Genomic DNA, 16,298 nt, shown 5'->3' on the forward strand with positions numbered 1-16,298 from the left:
GTGCGGCAGGCAGCGGACGAAGGGCAGCAAAGGCAGAGATTCTAGGTGTTGCCAGGTGTTTCACCGCTCCAATGGACTGTCTGCCGACAAGGCCACTAGCTCACGCGCGCAGCGGCGATAGGGCACTGGGCACCGGCTCCACGCCGGGGACGATGGCTGCATCGCTGGCAATCCGGCCATCGACCAATTCGACCAACCGGTCGCAGCGCGCAGCCAGGCGCGGGTCGTGCGTGACGACGATGAAGCTGGTGCCGCGTTCGGCGTGGATGCGGCGCAGCAGCGCAAACACTTCGGCCGACGAAGCGGTGTCCAGGTTGCCGGTGGGCTCGTCGGCCAGCACCAGCGGTGGCTCCATCACCAGCGCGCGCGCAATCGCCACGCGCTGCTGCATACCGCCCGACAACTCGCCCGGGCGCTTGTCCATGGCTTGGGCCAGGCCCACCGCATCCAGCAGGCTGCGCGCGCGCTCGCGCTGCGCGGCACTCACATGGCCCTCGCCCATCAGCGCCGGCAACGTGACGTTTTCCAGCGCAGAAAACGCCGGTAGCAAGTGGTGGAACTGGAACACGAAGCCCAGCGTGTGGCGCCGGCGCAGCGTCAGCGCGGCGTCATTGAGCCCCTGCACCGCCTCGCCCTGCAGCCGGTAGCTGCCCGAGGTCAACGGCTCCAGCAGGCCCAGGATGTTGAGCAGCGTGCTCTTGCCCGAGCCGGACGGCCCCATCAGCGCGACAAACTCACCGGCGTGGATGCGCAAATCCAGGCCATGCAACACCTCGGCTTCACTGGGCTTGCCGACGTTGTAGCTTTTTTGGACGGCGTCGAGGGCAATCAGCTCGCCGCCTGCGGCGCGGGTGACGGTGGCGGGGAGGGCGTTCACGGGCGGTCTCACAGACGGATGGCCTGCGCCGGATCGAGCTTTGCGGCGCGCCGGGCCGGCGCAATGGCAGCCACCACACCGCACACCGTGGCTACCAGGGCCACTTGCACGGCTGTCGCCAGCGGCAGGGTGATATTGAACAGCGGCAGCCCATCCGAGCCGCGCACGAAGTTGGTGAAGGCCCAGATCAGCGCCACCGCCAGCAGCAGGCCCAACGCCGAGCCGACCGCGCCAACCACCGCGCCCTGCACCAAAAACAGCCGCAGCACCTGGCCACGCGTCGCGCCCATGGCGCGCAGGATGCCGATCTCGCGCTGCTTTTGCACCACCGACACCACCAGCACGCTGGCAATGCCCAACACCACCACCGCCAGCACTACGCCGCGGATAATGCCGGTGCTGACCGACTGCGCGTTGAGGGCCGACACCAGCTGTGCGTTGCTCTCCTGCCAACTCTCGACCTTGTACGGGTACTGCGCGCGCAGCGCGTCGGCCAGGCTTTGCGCGGCCCACACATCGTCCAACGTCAGATCGAGTGCGGTGGCGCCGCCGGGCAGCGCCAGCAGGTTTTGCGCCGCACGCAGCGGCACGATGACGGTGCGCCGGTTCAGGTCGCGCACACCCAGATCGACCAACGCCGTGACGCGCAGCGACTCGCTCGACGTGCTGGTCTGGACCGTCAGCCGGTCGCCGACGCGCACGCCCAGGTCTTGCGCCAGTTCGCGCCCGACGATGGCCTCGCCCGGCTCTAGCCGCGCCGTGCCGCTGACCACCTTGGAGCGCAGGCCGATCATCCGGTCGTAGCGCTCCAGCTCCACGCCCATCAGCGCAATCGACAACACCGCCTCACCACGCAGCGCCAAGCCCGCGCCCGACACCATCGGCGACACGCCGGCCATATTCGGCAATTTCTCCAGCAGCGGCAGCAGCGCCTGCCAGTTGGCCACCGAGCGCGGGCGCTGGGCGCGTGGCTGGGTTTCGGTCAGCACGCGGGCGCCAGGCAAAAGTGCCGCGGCGGGCGTGACCACGTCGTCGGGCGCGCGCACGCTGATGTGCGCCTGCGCGCCCAATGTTTTGGTCAGGGTGCTGTTCTGCAGGCCGCTGATCAGCGCCGAGATGTAGGCAATCACCGCCACACCGGCGGCCACGCCGACAACGATCAGCACGGTCTGCATCCGTCCCTCGCGCAAAAAACGCAGCGCCACGCGCAACTCAAAACCGGGCCAGAGCATCGCGGCACCTCCGGCCTAGCGGCCCATGGCATTGGACATGGCGCTGCCAGCGTCTTCGGCGCGGGCGCCGTTGCCAGCGTTGGCGCCAGCAGCCGGCGTCCAGGCCACCGGCCGGGCACGCACACGCTGGCCGGGGCGCAACGCACCCTCTTTGCCAGCACTGCGTTGCAGCACCTGATCGCCTTCAGCCAGACCATCCAGCACCTCGACTGCGCCGAGCGTGTGCAGGCCCAGGCGCACGCTGCGCAGTTCGGCGCGGCTGCCCTGCACCACCAGCACATCGCGCACGTCCTGCGCTGTAGGTACGCTGCCCGCCGCCAAGGCCCGCAGCGCGGACTGCGGCAGCACCAGCGCGGCATCGCGCCGGCCGGTCTGCACCTCGACCGACAGCGTCATGTCTTCGCGCAGAAAAGCCGGGGGCGCACCGGTCAACGCGAACTTGACTTCAATGGCGCCGCGCTGCGCATCGACGGCGGGCGCCAGGCTCAGCACCCGCGCGGCAAAGCGCCGGTCAGGAAAGGCGTCGGCCACCACCGCAGCGTTCTGGTCGGGGCGCAACTGGTCCAGAAAGCGTTCGTCCACCTGCGCCACCAGTTGCGTCGGGCCGGCCAGCGCCAGGCTGAGCAGCGCCTTGCCCGGCTGCACGATCTGCCCTGGCTCCACTGCGCGCACCAGCACCCGCGCATCCAGCGGTGCGCGCAGGTGGGCCTGCGCCAACCGCGCGCGCGCAGCACCGACAGCAGCACGCGCCACCTCCAGCTGCGCCTGCGCCTGCGCCACATCGGTACCGGCCTCCTGGCTGGCCTGCACCTGGGCGCGCGCGCTGAGCGCCTGCGCGTCGGCCACGGCGGCGGCGCGGCGGGCGTCGTCCAGCTGCGCCGCGCTGTAAAAGCCCTGCGCCACCAGTTGCTGTGCGCGCAGCAGTGCCGCGCTGGCGGCGCGCTGCGTGGCCTCGGTCTGCGCCAGCGTTGCCTGCACCGCCGTGCGTCCGCTGCCGCGCCGGCCGGCCAGCGCGGCAGCAGCCTGCTGCGCGGCGGCTTCAGCCTGTGCCAACGCGGCGCGCAATTCCGCATCCTCCAGTTGCACCAGCACGTCGCCGGCCTGCACCACGTCGCCCTCGCGCACCCGCACCTGATCCACGCGGCCGGTAACGGTGCTGCCAATGTCCACGCGCGACAGCGTCGCCACGCGCGCCGAAAACTGCAGCGTACGCACCAGCGGCGCGCGCCGCATTTCGATCACCTCGACCTGCGGGCCACGCCACCAGGCCACCCCAGCGACCAGCAGGCCGGCCAGCAGCAGCACTGCGCCCAGCAGCCACAGGGCGTAGCGGCGCGTGGTTGTCACGGCAGCGCCCCGATGTCCAGCGCGCCACCCGCCACCTGCGGCGGCGTCACGCCCAAATGCCGATACGCGGCCAGCGTGGCGATGCGCCCACGCGGCGTGCGCTGCACATAGCCTTGCTGGATCAGGTATGGCTCGATCACGTCCTCAATCGTCCCAGACTCCTCGCCAATGCTGGCGGCGATGTTGTCCAGCCCGACCGGACCGCCGTCAAAGCGGTGAATCAGCGCCTCTAAAAACTTGCGGTCCATCACGTCAAAGCCCTGCGGATCCACGTCCAGCATCGCCAGCGCACGGTTGGCAATGTCCAGCGTGATCTGGCCGTTGCCCTTGACGTCGGCGTAGTCGCGCACCCGGCGCAAGAGCCGGTTGGCAATGCGCGGCGTGCCACGCGAGCGCCGCGCCAACTCAAAACCGCCCTCCTCATCCATCGGCGTGCCGAGCAGCCCGGCGCTGCGCTTGACGATGCGCGCCAGCTCCTCGGGCGTATAAAACTCCAGCCGCGCCACGATGCCAAAACGGTCGCGCAGCGGGTTGGTCAACATGCCGGCGCGCGTCGTCGCGCCGACCAGTGTGAACGGCTGCAAATCGAGCTTGATGGAGCGCGCCGCTGGCCCCTCGCCAATCATGATGTCGATCTGGTAGTCCTCCAGCGCCGGGTAGAGAATTTCTTCGACCACCGGACTCAAGCGGTGGATTTCGTCGATGAACAGCACATCGTTGGCCTCCAGATTGGTCAGCAGCGCCGCCAGATCTTTTGGCTTCTCCAACACCGGCCCGCTGGTCTGGCGCAGATTCACGCCCAGCTCGGCGGCAATGATGTGGCTCAGCGTGGTTTTGCCCAGCCCCGGCGGGCCAAACAGCAGCACGTGGTCCAGTGCCTCGCCACGCTTTTTGGCCGCGCCGATAAAAATCTCCAACTGCTCACGCGCCTTGGCCTGGCCAACGTATTCATCGAGCAGCTTGGGCCGCAGCGCGCGCTCGATGGCCTCTTCATGCGGCGAGGCCGTAGCGGCAGATATCACGCGCTTGGACGGCGCGGGGGCAAAGTCGTCGGTCTGGATGCTCATGAAAACTCCGGTTTACTTGCCCAACCCCTTGAGCGCCAACTTGATGCCATCGCTCACGCCGACGTCCGCCGGCAGGGCTTTCAGCGCCGTGGCCGCGTCCTTGTCGCTGTAACCCAGCGCCAGCAACGCTTGCAAAATATCGGCCTGCGCGGCAGAACTGGTCTGGTGCGGCACGCTGCCGATGTCCGCGCCCAGCTTGCCCTTCAATTCCAGCAACAAGCGCTCGGCGGTTTTTTTGCCGATGCCGGGCACTTTGACCAAACGACCGACCTCTTGCAAGGTGATGGCTTGCGCCAAATCCTCGACGCCCAAACCGCTCAAAATGCCCAGCGCCATGCGCGGCCCGACGCCAGCAATTTTGATCAACTGGCGAAACGCCGCCCGCTCGGCCACTGTGGCAAAGCCGTAGAGCAACTGCGCATCCTCGCGCACGATGAACTGCGTCAGCAGACTGACACGTTCACCGAGCGCGGGCAGGTTATAAAAAGTGCTCATCGGCACTTGCACTTCATAGCCGACGCCAGCGCAGTCCACCAGCACTTCGGGGGGGTTCTTCTCCAGCAGGGTGCCGGTCAATTTGCCTATCATTGCGATCCTTTGCCGCCGGTTGGCAGCCACAGCCCGGAATTATCAACTTTGATCCTGCGCCACACTTTTCTCCCCCACAACAACACCCGCTTGGCGCACCTGTGCGGCCCCGCCGACGCGCATTTGCGCACTATCGAGTCGGCACTGCAGATCCACATTGCGCATCGCCATGAGCAATTCAAAATCGACGGCGCCAAAGCGCGCGCAACCCAGGCGCTGGAATTGCTGCAAGCGCTGTACGAGATGGCCGAGCGCCCGATCAGCGAAGAGCACATTCAACTGATGCTGGCCGGCGACAGCGCCATGCTGCAAGCCCCGACCAGCGCGCCGGTGCTGAACACCCGCCGCGCCGACCTGCGCGCACGCACGCCAATGCAGGCGATGTACCTGGAAAACATCGCCACCCACGACATCACCTTTGGCATCGGCCCGGCCGGCACCGGCAAGACCTATCTGGCGGTGGCCTGCGCCGTCGATGCGCTGGAGCGCAGCGAAGTGCAGCGCATCGTGCTGACGCGCCCGGCGGTTGAAGCCGGCGAGCGCCTCGGCTTTCTGCCCGGCGACTTGGCGCAAAAAGTCGATCCCTATTTGCGTCCGCTGTACGACGCGCTGTACGACCTGATGGGCCACGACAAGGTGCAAAAAGCCTTTGAGCGCAACCAGTTGGAAATCGCCCCGCTGGCCTTCATGCGCGGGCGCACGCTGAGCAACGCTTTCATCATCCTGGACGAGGCGCAAAACACCACGCCCGAGCAGATGAAGATGTTTTTGACGCGCATCGGCTTTGGTGCGCGCGCGGTGGTGACCGGCGACGTCAGCCAAATCGACCTGCCCAAAGGCGCGCTGAGCGGCCTGATCGACGCCGAGCGCGTCTTGAAGCGGGTGAAGGGCATCGCAGTGACGCGCTTCAGCAGCGCCGACGTGGTGCGCCACCCGCTGGTCGCCCGCATCGTCGATGCCTACGATGCCCGCAGCGTCGATTAATGCTATTAATTAAATAGCTATAACCGCACACATCTAAAGGGCCAGAGGCCTAAAACACTTAAAAACCCATCTCCCAATGCCCCTGTCCGCCCTCACGCTCTCGCTGCAATTTGCCCGCTTTGACGGCGCTGCCGAACACCGCGCCGCCCTGCCGCGCCATAAAGTTACCCGTTGGATTCGCCACGCGCTGGCGCTGGACGCAGAAATCACTGTGCGCATCGTCGGCGCCGAAGAAGGCCAACAGCTCAACCGCGACTACCGGCAAAAAGACTACGCCACCAACGTGCTGACCTTCGACTACACGCAAGAGCCAGTCGTCACCGCCGACTTGGTGCTGTGCGCCCCGGTGGTGGCGCGCGAAGCGGCGGAGCAAAACAAGTCCCTCGAAGAGCACTACGCCCACCTGCTGGTGCACGGCGCGCTGCACGCCCAAGGCTGGGACCACGAAACCAGCGACGCCGACGCGCAAGAGATGGAAGCCTATGAAACCGACATTCTCACCGGCCTAGGTTTTACTGACCCGTATGCGGCCTGAGCGCGACTATGTTTGACATCGCCCTGCTCCTGACCGCCGCCTTCGTCGCTGGCGCGCTGAACGCCGTCGCTGGCGGTGGCAGTTTTTTGACGCTGCCGGCGCTGGTGTTCGTCGGCATCCCGCCGGTGATTGCCAACGCCACTGGCACTGTGGCGCTGCTGCCCGGCTACGCGGCGGGCGCCTGGGGTTTTCGCGAAGACACCGCCCCGCCGCCGGGGCTGTCGATGCAGCTGCTGGTAGTGCTGTCGCTGATCGGCGGCGCGGCGGGCGCGGCCTTGCTGCTGGTGACGTCGAACGAAATGTTCGCCATCGTCGTGCCGTGGCTGCTGCTGGCCGCCACCCTGCTGTTCGCCTTCGGCCCGCAACTGCGCCAGAGGCTGGCGGGAGGCAAGCCCTCCACCACCAAAGCCACCCTCGGCGTGCTGGCCGTGGCGGTGTACGGCGGCTATTTCAATGGCGGCCTGGGCATCCTGCTGCTGGCGCTGTTTGGCCTGCTAGGGCAAACCCAGCTCAACGCCATGAACGGCCTGAAGAATCTGGTCAGCACCTTGCTGACCGCGATTGCCGTGGCGGTTTATGCGGCGGGTGGCGTCGTCAACTGGCGCTACGCCCTGCTGATGATGGTGGCCGCCACGGCCGGCGGCTACATCGGCGCCCGCGTGGCACGGCGCATTCCGGCCGTCTGGCTGCGCTGGGGCATTGTGGCGACGGGGTTGGTGATGACAGGGATATTTTTCTATCGCCAGTGAGGTGGGTGGCCAACAGCATAGGCCCTGCTCAGCAAGGCTTTGACAGGTGCTGAGCGACACAGGGGATATGCCATTTTTTGCTGCGACGGTAGTCAATGGTTGACTCTGCTTTTCACCGCCGGTGCACGAATCGACCGCTATGTCTGCTCACCCTTTGCGCCACGTGCCTTTCACTGCCGATGATTACTTAGCTTGGGAGGCCGGGCAACTGGAGCGGCACGAGTTCATGGACGGCAAGGTCTTTGCCCTGGCTGGCGCGGAGGATTCAGAATAAAAACTACCTCTAGCCCTTTATATATAAGCGCTAGCAGCTATTGTTTTTATCAAACGACCACCGGCACCATGCGCAGCGGAATCGTCACTGGGCCGTCATTCACCAGATGCACCTGCATGTCAGCGGCAAATTCGCCGGTGGCCACTTCAGCGTGCGCAGCGCGGGCGCGGGAGACGAAATAGTCATACAGGCGCCGACCCTCGGCGGGTGCAGCGGCCTGGGTGAAGCTGGGGCGGTTACCGCCGCTGGTGTCGGCCGCCAGCGTGAACTGGCTGACCAGCAACAGCCCGCCGCCCGTGTCCTGCACGCTGCGGTTCATCTTGCCGGCGTCGTCATTAAAGATGCGCAGCTTGAGCAGTTTGGCCAGCAGCTTGTCAGCCTCGACCTCGGTGTCGCCGCGCTCGGCGCAGACCAGCACCAACAGGCCGGCGCCAATGGCGCCGATGGTTTGCCCATCCACCTCGACACGCGCTTCGCGCACGCGCTGCAGCAGGCTGATCATTCTTCGTCGGTCACCAGCCGTGCCTTGACGCTCTTACCCTTGACCCGGCCGGCATTCAAGCGCTGCACTACCTGCGGCGCAATCTCACGCGCGACGGCGACGTAGGTCGAGAACTCGTTGACGTTGATCTTGCCAACCTGCTCGCGCACATAGCCCATATCGCCCGTGAGCGCGCCCAGCACGTCGCCGGCGCGGATTTTTTCTTTGCGCCCGCCAATGATTTGGATGGTCGCCATCGGCGGCACCAAGGGGCCTTGACCGCTGGGAGTCAGCTCGCTGACCAAGCTCCACTGCGATTCGCGGCCTTGCAGCACTTCAATTTTGCCGACGCTGCCCATCTCGTCCATGCTGACCAAGTTGAGCGCCAGCCCTTGCGCGTCGCCCCGGCCGGTGCGGCCGATGCGGTGGATGTGGATTTCGGCGTCGGGCGTGACATCGACGTTGATCACGGCGGCCAAGTCGGCAATGTCCAGCCCACGCGCCGCCACGTCGGTCGCCACCAGCACCGAGCAGCTGCGGTTGGCAAACTGCACCAGCACTTGGTCGCGCTCGCGCTGCTCCAGTTCACCGTACAGCGCCAGCGCGCTGACGCCTTGGGCCTGCAGCACGCCGACCAAATCGCGGCACTGCTGTTTGGTGTTGCAAAAGGCAATCGACGATTCGGGGCGAAAGTGCTCCAGCAGCAGGCCGACGGTGTGCAGGCGCTGGCTGTTTTTGATCTCGTACCAACGCTGCTCAATCTTGCCGGCGCTGTGTTGCGCTTGGACGGTGATTTGCTGCGGGTTCTTCATGAACTGCTGGCTGAGCTTGGCGATACCTTCGGGGTAGGTGGCCGAAAACAACAGCGTTTGGCGGTTTTTGGACGGGCACTGGCGCGCCACGGTGGCGATGTCGTCAAAAAAACCCATGTCCAGCATCCGGTCGGCCTCGTCGAGCACCAAGGTGTTGAGCTGGTCGAGCACCAGATACGAGCGCTCCAAGTGGTCCATCACGCGGCCGGGCGTGCCAACGACAATGTGCGCGCCGTGCGACAGGCTTTGCGCCTGCCCGCGCAGCGGCACGCCGCCGCACAGGGTGACGACTTTGACGTTGTCGCTAGAGCGCGCCAAGCGGCGAATCTCAGCGCTGACTTGGTCGGCCAGCTCGCGCGTTGGACACAGCACCAGCGCTTGCACGCCAAAGCAGCGCGGGTTCAGGCGGGCCAGCAGCGCCAGACCAAAGGCGGCGGTCTTGCCGCTGCCGGTGCTGGCTTGGGCAATCAGGTCGTTGCCCAGCAAAGCGGGCGGCAAGCTGGCGGCTTGGATGGGGGTCATGTGCAGGTAGCCCAGTTGCTGCAAATTAGCCAAAGTGGCCGGGCTGAGCGCGAGGGCGCTGAAGTCTTGGGCGCTGTGCGCGGAGGTGGAAGTCATGCGCCGATTATCGGGCGTTGGGGCCGGCAAGGCCGGGCCTTCACCCTCCATGCCCACAGAGGCTGGCGGGAAGCGAATTAAAAAAGTGAGCTAGTAGCGCTTGTATCTATTGATTTTCAAGATTAAAACAACCTGAAAGCCAATGAATACCAGCGCTAGAAGCTATGAATTTTGAATTGGTGATTCGTTAAGGTAACAGCCCCAGCGCCGCCAATTCATCCTCAGTGAACAGCCGCGAGCGCGTATGAAAGGCCTTGCCCAACGGCCCTTCGAGCGAGAAGGTGCCGCCGCCGTGGCCGTCCAACACGTCGATGATCAGCTGGGTGTGTTTCCACGTTTCATATTGGCTCGCACCGATATAAAAGCGGCAGCCGCCGATGTCGCCCAAGTAGACATCACCGGCACCTATCGTCAGTTCGCCGGGCAGGTAGGCATTGGCGGCGCTGTTGTCGCAGCAGCCGCCCGACTGGTGAAAGAAGATCTCGCCGTGCTGGTGTTGCAGCACGGCAATCAGCGCCAGTGCGGCGGGTGTGGCAGTGACTTTATCGACCATGGGGAGCCTCCTCACCGACGGGTGCTTGGTGGTTTCAGAAGAAGCCGAGCTTGTCTTCGCTGTAGCTGACCAGCAGGTTTTTGGTTTGCTGGTAGTGGCCCAGCGCCATCTTGTGGTTTTCGCGGCCCAGGCCGGATTCCTTGTAGCCACCAAAAGCGGCGTGCGCCGGGTAGGCGTGGTAGCAATTGGTCCACACGCGCCCGGCCTTGATGGCGCGGCCCATGCGGTAGGCCACGTTGCCGTTGCGGCTCCACACGCCGGCGCCCAAGCCGTACAGCGTGTCGTTGGCAATTTCTAGCGCCTCGGCCTCGTCCTTGAAAGTAGTCACGGCCAGCACCGGGCCAAAAATTTCTTCCTGGAAGATGCGCATTTTGTTGTGGCCCTTGAACAGCGTCGGCTGCACGTAGTAGCCGCCAGCCAGGTCGCCCTCTTGGTGCGCCTGCGCGCCACCGGCCAACACCTGCGCACCTTCTTGTTGGCCCAGCTCCAGGTACGAGAGGATTTTGGTCAGCTGCTCTTTCGATGCCTGCGCGCCGATCATGGTGTCAGTGTCCAGCGGGTCGCCTTGCTTGATGGCGGCGACGCGCTGCAAGACGCGCTCCATGAAACGGTCGTAAATCGACTCTTGGATCAGCGCACGTGAGGGGCAGGTGCAGACCTCGCCCTGGTTGAAAGCAAACAACACCAGCCCTTCGATGGCCTTGTCCAAAAAGGAGTCGTCCTTGTCCATGATGTCGGCAAAGAACACGTTGGGCGACTTGCCGCCCAGTTCCAGCGTGGCGGGAATCAGGTTGTTGGCGGCGGCTTGCGCCACCACACGACCCGTGCTGGTGCTACCGGTGAAGGCGATTTTGGCAATGCGCCGGCTGCTGGCCAGCGGCATACCGGCCTCGCGGCCAAAACCGTTGACGATGTTGAGCACGCCCGGTGGCAACAGGTCGCTGATCAGTTCGGCCAGCAGCAAGATGCTGATGGGGGTCGATTCCGCTGGTTTGAGCACCACGCAGTTGCCGGCGGCCAGCGCGGGCGAGAGCTTCCATGCGGCCATCAGGATGGGGAAGTTCCATGGAATGATCTGGCCGACCACGCCCAAGGGCTCGTAGTAGTGATAAGCCATGGTGTGCTGGTCAATCTCGCTGATGCCGCCTTCTTGGGCACGCACTACGCCAGCGAAGTAGCGGAAATGATCGACCGCCAGCGGAATATCAGCGTTGAGCGTTTCGCGGATCGGTTTGCCGTTGTCCACGGTTTCGGCATAGGCCAAATACTCCAAGTTGGCCTCGATGCGATCGGCGATTTTCAGCAACACGTTGGAGCGCTCGGTGGGCGAGGTTTTGCCCCAAGCATCGGCCGCTGCGTGGGCGGCGTCGAGGGCCAATTCAATGTCGGGCGCGGTGGAGCGCGCCGCCTGCGTGTAGACCTGTCCGCTGATCGGCGTGATGACGTCGAAATACTGACCACCCACGGGCGCCACCCACTGGCCGCCGATGAAGTTGTCGTATTGCTTCTTGAAGTTGACGGTGGCGCCTGGGGTACCTGGGGCTGCGTAAATCATGTGCTTGTCTCCTGAAAATAGTTATGGACACCTGGCCCCGCACAGGGCCGGTACCGTAGTGCTATCAAGAGTCGTGCCAAGTTACCGCGCGCCGGTGTGCCAGTGGCCTGGCAAACCAGAAAACAGTTTTTAAGCCATTGATTCAGAAAGAATATTTTTCTTTGGCGCTATTCTCTCCAGCGCCAGTCTCGGCGCTAGCGGTGCTTGTCCGGGCTGCAGCCCAGCGCGCGGACGTTGCAGTCTGGAACAGTTGCCTCCATCTGGAACACCCGTAAAAGCATATGGAAAATACGTTTTTTCTCGTGTCGCCCCCTACACTGCGCCAGACAGGCAGACCCACTGCCGCAGGAGACAAATCCATGCCCCGCACGCACCCCCCTGTGTCCGCACCCGCGCTGCGCCATGCCCGCTGGCAGTTGCTGGACGGACGCACGCCGCCTGCCGGGGCGGTACGTGAGCATCTGGTGCATTCCTGGCAGCGCAGCATGGATGCGGGTCTGCAACCGTCTGGCGAACACCGCCATGCACGCCACTTCGCGGGCATCGAGTTGGCCCAGGCGCGGGCCGGCAACCGCGCGCTGATCGACCACTCGCAGCCGGTAATGGAGTACCTGTTTGAGCAGGTGCGCCACAGCCACAGCATCGTGGTGCTGGCGGATCGCCATGGCGTACTCATGCACACCCTGGGCGACACCGGTTTTGTCAGCAAAGCCGAGCGCGTGGCACTGACCACCGGCGCCAGCTGGCACGAACAGGACCGGGGCACCAACGCCATTGGCACCGCCTTGGCCGAAGCGCGCGAGGTGGAAATCCACGGCGCCGAGCATTACCTGGAGCGCAACGACATCCTGACCTGTGCGGCGGCGCCCATCGTCTCGGCGCAGGGCGATCTGCTGGGCGTCATCGATATCTCGGGCGATCGGCGCAGCCACCACGCGCATACCCTGGGGCTGGTGCATACCGCAGCACGCATGATTGAAAACCGCCTGTTCACCTGCGCTTGGTCAGCCCCGCTGCAGTTGCACCTGCACCCGCGCCCCCACGGCATTGGCACCGTGGCCGAAGGCTTGGTGGCACTGTCGCAAGACGGCTGGATCGTCGGCGCCAACCGCCAGGGCCTGGCGCTGCTCGGACTGACGCACGCCGACCTGCACGTGACCCCGCTGGCGCAGGTACTGGACATATCCATGGACGCCTTGCTGGCGCACAGCGGCCAGCGCACGCCGATGCCGCTGGTGGTGTACTGCCGCAACGGCCGCACACTGCACGCCTTGGCCCAAGCGGGACCACCGTGGACGCAGACCGGGCAGGCATACGCCGCGCCAGCCATTCCGTCCCCCGCACCCACACTCGCATCCGATGCCTTAGCACAATTAGACACCGGTGACGCCACTTGGCGCGCTGCCAGCGACAAGGCCCGCCGCGTTGCCGACAAAGGCATTGCGCTGCTGATCCAAGGCGAATCGGGTGTGGGCAAAGAGTTGTTTGCCCGCGCGGTGCACGACAGCTCGCAGCGGCGCAACCGCCCGTTCATCGCCATCAACTGCGCGGCGATTCCTGAACATTTGATAGAAGCCGAGTTGTTTGGCTACACCGCTGGCGCTTTTTCGGGCGCCAGCAAGCAAGGCAGCCCGGGACGGCTGCGCGAAGCCGAGGGTGGCACGCTGTTTCTGGACGAGATCGGCGATATGCCGCTGGCGCTGCAAACCCGCCTGCTGCGCGTACTGCAAGAGCGCCAAGTGACACCGCTGGGCAGCGGGCAGGCGGTGCCGGTGGACTTTGCCCTGATCTGCGCCACGCACCAGCCGCTGCGCGAGGCGACCGAGGCCGGGCGTTTTCGCAGCGACCTGTATTACCGGCTGAACGGCCTGACCGTGCAGCTACCACCCCTGCGCGCGCGCAGCGACTTTGCAGCCCTGACCACGCAACTGCTGCGCACCCTGGGCGCCGCACCGGCCCTGGCGCCCACCGAAGCCCTGCTGGCGCGCCTGGCGGCCTACCATTGGCCGGGCAATCTGCGCCAGTACGCCAATGCGCTGCGCACAGCGTTGGCCCTGCACAACCCGGACGAGCCGCACCTGGACTGGCAGCACCTGCCCGACGACTTGCAGGCCGATTTGCAAAATCCGGCCGTGTGCGGCACTGCCGCCCAGACGGCGCCGCAACGCCCTGCCGCTGCAACCCGGCCCATTCCCCTGGTCGGCCAGACATTGGCTAACCTGTCACGTGCCGCCATGGCGCAGGCGGTGCAGGACACGCAAGGCAATTGGTCGGCCGCTGCGCGACAACTGGGCATCAGCCGACAGACGCTGTACCGCAAAATGGCCGCGCTATAAGCACCCACTTGCGACCTGCCGCTACCAGCAAAAGCTGGCGTTAGCTTCGTGCAAGAATCAAGGCGTAACGTAAGGTAAACAAATCCACACACTGCAAGTGTGGATACACGGTTTGCAACAAATGACACGGGTGCCTGATATGTCTGATATGGCCATGGCGTTGAACACGGTGCGCTCCAGCCCGGCGGGCCCCCAAGAGGGCTGGCTGCAACTGCTGGCCCATACGCTGCCTGGGGGCGTAGGCTATTTTGCTGCCGACTCTCTGCGCTGTGTGTGGGCCAGTCCCCTTTTGGCGGCCTACAACGGCTACACCGCGCGCTCTGCCCTGGAAAAAACCATGCCACAGGTGCTGGGCGACAACGCCTGGAACCTGCTGGAGGGCCAACTGGCCGGCGACTTGCAGCGCACCGACCTGACCTGTCTGTGCGACCACCCCTCGCCCTGCGGCAATGTGCGCAAAAGTGAAATCCAGTTGCGCGCGCACCGGGATGCGACCAGCACGGTGTTGGGCTGGCTGGTACTGGTGCATGACCGCACAGCGCAGTGGCTGGCCGATCGCGCGGTACAGCACAGCGAAGAACGTCTGCGCAAGTTTGCCGCCGCAACCGATGAGGCCATTCTGTTTCACCGCGCTGGCAACTTCCTCGATGGCAATGCCGCACTGCAAAGGCTTACCGGGCATTCAGCGGCCGAACTGATGGGTCGCAATATCTATGACCTGCTGCCCCAGCGCTTTCAGGGCCCGGCGGGCGAATATGAACGCTACGGCGGTGAATACCTGTTTGAGGCGGCGATCGTGCACCGCAGCGGACACGAGGTACCAGTCGAAATAGTCGGTAAGACTATGCCCGAGCAGGATGCCAGCTACCGCATTGTGGTGCTGCGCAACATCACCCAGCGCAAACAGGCACAGCAGCAGGAAGCCTTCCAGCGACTGCACGACCCCCTGACGCAACTGCCCAACCGCCGCCACCTGATGGATCTGCTGGACAACGCCCTGGCGCAGGCCCAGCAAGAACGCACGCAGGCGGCAGTGCTGTTTGTCGATCTCGACCATTTCAAGACCATCAACGACTCGCTGGGCCACCAGGCGGGCGACCGGCTGCTGTGCGAGATGGCCCGGCGCCTGCGCGCTACGGTGCGCGACGAAGACGTGGTGGCGCGCCTGAACGGCGACAAGTTCGCCATCGTGCTTACGCAGATCCAGAGCCGCGACAACGCCGCCGCTGCGGCCGACAAGCTGATTCTGGCGGTGTGCCAGTCCATCACCCTGGACAACACGCCCCTGACGCTCTCGCCCTCGATCGGTATCGCCATGTACCCCGATGACGGGCTCGATGCGCTGGAGCTACTGCGCAATGCCGACGCCGCCATGTACCACGCCAAAGACAGCGGGCGGGCCAACCGGCAGTTTTATGCCCCCGACATGGCCGGGCGCGCCACCGAGGTGCTGCGCAAAGAGCGCCTGCTGCGCGCCGCGATTGCGCAGGGCTCCTTTGTGCTGCACTACCAGCCGCAGCTGCGCTTGTCCGATGGCGCACTGGCCGGCTTTGAAGCACTGGTGCGCTGGCAACACCCCGAGCGCGGCCTGGTCGGGCCGGACGAATTCATCAGCTTTGCCGAATCGCGCGGCCTGATCACGCCGATTGGTCGCTGGGTGCTGCAAGAGGCCTGCCGCCAGCTGAAAGAGTGGCAGACGCAGGGGCTGGCGTTTGTGCCGGTGGCAGTCAACCTGTCGGCGCTGGAATTTCGCCAGCGCGACGTTGCCGCCGACATTGCCCAGGTGCTGCAGGACAGCGGGCTGGCGCCGCAGTACCTGGACATCGAACTGACCGAATCGGTGCTGATGCACAACGCCTCGCAGGGACTGGCCACACTGCACGCCCTCAAGGCGCTGGGCGTGGGCATTTCGATTGACGACTTTGGCACCGGCTATTCGTCGCTGGCCTACCTGAAGCGCTACCCGATCGACAAGCTCAAGATCGACCGCTCGTTTGTCATGGACACGCCGGGCAGCAGCGAAGATGTGGCCATCGTCACCGCCATCATCCAGATGGGGCGCAGCCTGCAACTCAGCACCGTGGCCGAAGGGGTCGAAACACCTGAGCAAATCGCGCTGATGCAGCGCCTGGGCTGCGATCTGGCGCAGGGGCATGGCTTGTCGCTGCCCATGAATGCCGCCCAAACCGTTGTCTGGCTACACGCGCGCCAGCAGTTGGCGCAGGTGGCATAAGGCGGCACTAGGCGACAGAGGGGCAGCCACCCAAGCGTCATCGAAGGCGTGGACAAT

At 65.0% G+C, this 16,298-nt stretch carries 15 protein-coding genes; 6 read left to right on the plus strand and 9 right to left on the minus strand.

What is annotated here, in order from left to right; genetic code table 11:
* Positions 1 to 100: 100 nt before the first annotated feature.
* Genes Q390_RS0107480 through ruvA form a run of 5 tightly spaced genes read right to left on the minus strand, consistent with a single transcriptional unit; the run spans position 101 to position 5,111 of the window.
* Complete coding sequence (locus tag Q390_RS0107480) at positions 101 to 877, minus strand: ABC transporter ATP-binding protein (RefSeq protein WP_051603108.1); 777 nt, start codon at positions 875 to 877, stop codon at positions 101 to 103.
* A gap of 8 nt (positions 878 to 885) precedes the next feature.
* A complete protein-coding gene (locus tag Q390_RS0107485; protein ID WP_027995498.1) occupies positions 886 to 2,109 on the minus strand; it encodes an ABC transporter permease in 1,224 nt (407 codons plus the stop codon).
* Between the two features lie 15 nt (positions 2,110 to 2,124).
* Positions 2,125 to 3,456: an efflux RND transporter periplasmic adaptor subunit gene (locus Q390_RS0107490; protein ID WP_027995499.1), complete on the minus strand. Its 1,332-nt coding sequence runs from the start codon at positions 3,454 to 3,456 to the stop codon at positions 2,125 to 2,127.
* Positions 3,453 to 4,523: a Holliday junction branch migration DNA helicase RuvB gene (ruvB, locus tag Q390_RS0107495; protein WP_027995500.1), complete on the minus strand. Its 1,071-nt coding sequence runs from the start codon at positions 4,521 to 4,523 to the stop codon at positions 3,453 to 3,455. The genes Q390_RS0107490 and ruvB overlap by 4 nt, the downstream gene beginning before the upstream one ends.
* Before the next feature lie 12 nt (positions 4,524 to 4,535).
* Positions 4,536 to 5,111 (minus strand): Holliday junction branch migration protein RuvA, encoded by a 576-nt coding sequence (gene ruvA / locus Q390_RS0107500; RefSeq protein WP_027995501.1) that lies wholly within the window; start codon positions 5,109 to 5,111, stop codon positions 4,536 to 4,538.
* A gap of 48 nt (positions 5,112 to 5,159) precedes the next feature.
* Between ruvA and Q390_RS0107505 the strand changes: the two genes are divergently transcribed.
* The 4 genes from Q390_RS0107505 (at position 5,160) to Q390_RS20500 (ending at position 7,653) form a co-directional block, all read left to right on the plus strand.
* Positions 5,160 to 6,095: a PhoH family protein gene (locus Q390_RS0107505; protein WP_027995502.1), complete on the plus strand. Its 936-nt coding sequence runs from the start codon at positions 5,160 to 5,162 to the stop codon at positions 6,093 to 6,095.
* A 76-nt stretch (positions 6,096 to 6,171) separates the two neighbouring features.
* A complete protein-coding gene (ybeY, locus tag Q390_RS0107510; protein ID WP_027995503.1) occupies positions 6,172 to 6,630 on the plus strand; it encodes an rRNA maturation RNase YbeY in 459 nt (152 codons plus the stop codon).
* An 8-nt stretch (positions 6,631 to 6,638) separates the two neighbouring features.
* Positions 6,639 to 7,379 carry a sulfite exporter TauE/SafE family protein gene (locus Q390_RS0107515; RefSeq protein ID WP_027995504.1) on the plus strand — a complete coding sequence of 247 codons (741 nt, stop codon included), beginning with the start codon at positions 6,639 to 6,641 and terminating at the stop codon, positions 7,377 to 7,379.
* A gap of 139 nt (positions 7,380 to 7,518) precedes the next feature.
* On the plus strand, positions 7,519 to 7,653 hold the full coding sequence (locus Q390_RS20500) for a hypothetical protein (RefSeq protein ID WP_281174776.1): 135 nt from the start codon (positions 7,519 to 7,521) through the stop codon (positions 7,651 to 7,653).
* 49 nt (positions 7,654 to 7,702) lie between these two features.
* Here the strand turns inward: Q390_RS20500 and dtd are convergent, their stop codons facing one another.
* The 4 genes from dtd to adh form a co-directional block, all read right to left on the minus strand.
* The gene (gene dtd, locus Q390_RS0107525) at positions 7,703 to 8,155 is read right to left on the minus strand and encodes a D-aminoacyl-tRNA deacylase (RefSeq protein ID WP_027995505.1); all 453 of its coding nucleotides are present in this window, start codon (positions 8,153 to 8,155) and stop codon (positions 7,703 to 7,705) included.
* A complete protein-coding gene (gene dbpA, locus Q390_RS0107530; protein ID WP_027995506.1) occupies positions 8,152 to 9,564 on the minus strand; it encodes an ATP-dependent RNA helicase DbpA in 1,413 nt (470 codons plus the stop codon). The genes dtd and dbpA overlap by 4 nt, the downstream gene beginning before the upstream one ends.
* Positions 9,565 to 9,751: 187 nt before the next feature.
* A complete protein-coding gene (locus tag Q390_RS0107535) occupies positions 9,752 to 10,117 on the minus strand; it encodes a DUF779 domain-containing protein (protein ID WP_027995507.1) in 366 nt (121 codons plus the stop codon).
* A gap of 34 nt (positions 10,118 to 10,151) precedes the next feature.
* Positions 10,152 to 11,672, minus strand: coding sequence for an aldehyde dehydrogenase (gene adh, locus Q390_RS0107540; protein ID WP_027995508.1), 1,521 nt, complete (start codon positions 11,670 to 11,672; stop codon positions 10,152 to 10,154).
* 359 nt (positions 11,673 to 12,031) lie between these two features.
* Here adh and Q390_RS0107545 point away from each other — a divergent pair, with 359 nt between their 5' ends.
* Positions 12,032 to 14,008: a sigma-54-dependent Fis family transcriptional regulator gene (locus Q390_RS0107545; protein WP_037472430.1), complete on the plus strand. Its 1,977-nt coding sequence runs from the start codon at positions 12,032 to 12,034 to the stop codon at positions 14,006 to 14,008.
* Positions 14,009 to 14,147: 139 nt separating this feature from the next.
* Positions 14,148 to 16,241 carry a putative bifunctional diguanylate cyclase/phosphodiesterase gene (locus Q390_RS17910; protein WP_342666090.1) on the plus strand — a complete coding sequence of 698 codons (2,094 nt, stop codon included), beginning with the start codon at positions 14,148 to 14,150 and terminating at the stop codon, positions 16,239 to 16,241.
* Positions 16,242 to 16,298 lie beyond the last annotated feature (57 nt).

The sequence above is a fragment of the Simplicispira psychrophila DSM 11588 genome (assembly GCF_000688255.1).
GTDB lineage: Bacteria > Pseudomonadota > Gammaproteobacteria > Burkholderiales > Burkholderiaceae_C > Simplicispira > Simplicispira psychrophila.

Bases quoted from the DNA above. Each gene is read 5' to 3' on its own strand.
- ruvB (WP_027995500.1), bottom strand. From the start codon at position 4,523: ATGAGCATCCAGACCGACGACTTTGCCCCCGCGCCGTCCAAGCGCGTG.
- Q390_RS0107485 (WP_027995498.1), bottom strand. From the start codon at position 2,109: ATGCTCTGGCCCGGTTTTGAGTTGCGCGTGGCGCTGCGTTTTTTGCGC.
- dbpA (WP_027995506.1), bottom strand. From the start codon at position 9,564: ATGACTTCCACCTCCGCGCACAGCGCCCAAGACTTCAGCGCCCTCGCG.
- Q390_RS17910 (WP_342666090.1), top strand. From the start codon at position 14,148: ATGTCTGATATGGCCATGGCGTTGAACACGGTGCGCTCCAGCCCGGCG.
- Q390_RS0107535 (WP_027995507.1), bottom strand. From the start codon at position 10,117: ATGGTCGATAAAGTCACTGCCACACCCGCCGCACTGGCGCTGATTGCC.
- adh (WP_027995508.1), bottom strand. From the start codon at position 11,672: ATGATTTACGCAGCCCCAGGTACCCCAGGCGCCACCGTCAACTTCAAG.
- Q390_RS0107515 (WP_027995504.1), top strand. From the start codon at position 6,639: ATGTTTGACATCGCCCTGCTCCTGACCGCCGCCTTCGTCGCTGGCGCG.
- ybeY (WP_027995503.1), top strand. From the start codon at position 6,172: ATGCCCCTGTCCGCCCTCACGCTCTCGCTGCAATTTGCCCGCTTTGAC.
- Q390_RS0107545 (WP_037472430.1), top strand. From the start codon at position 12,032: ATGCCCCGCACGCACCCCCCTGTGTCCGCACCCGCGCTGCGCCATGCC.
- Q390_RS20500 (WP_281174776.1), top strand. From the start codon at position 7,519: ATGTCTGCTCACCCTTTGCGCCACGTGCCTTTCACTGCCGATGATTAC.
- dtd (WP_027995505.1), bottom strand. From the start codon at position 8,155: ATGATCAGCCTGCTGCAGCGCGTGCGCGAAGCGCGTGTCGAGGTGGAT.
- ruvA (WP_027995501.1), bottom strand. From the start codon at position 5,111: ATGATAGGCAAATTGACCGGCACCCTGCTGGAGAAGAACCCCCCCGAA.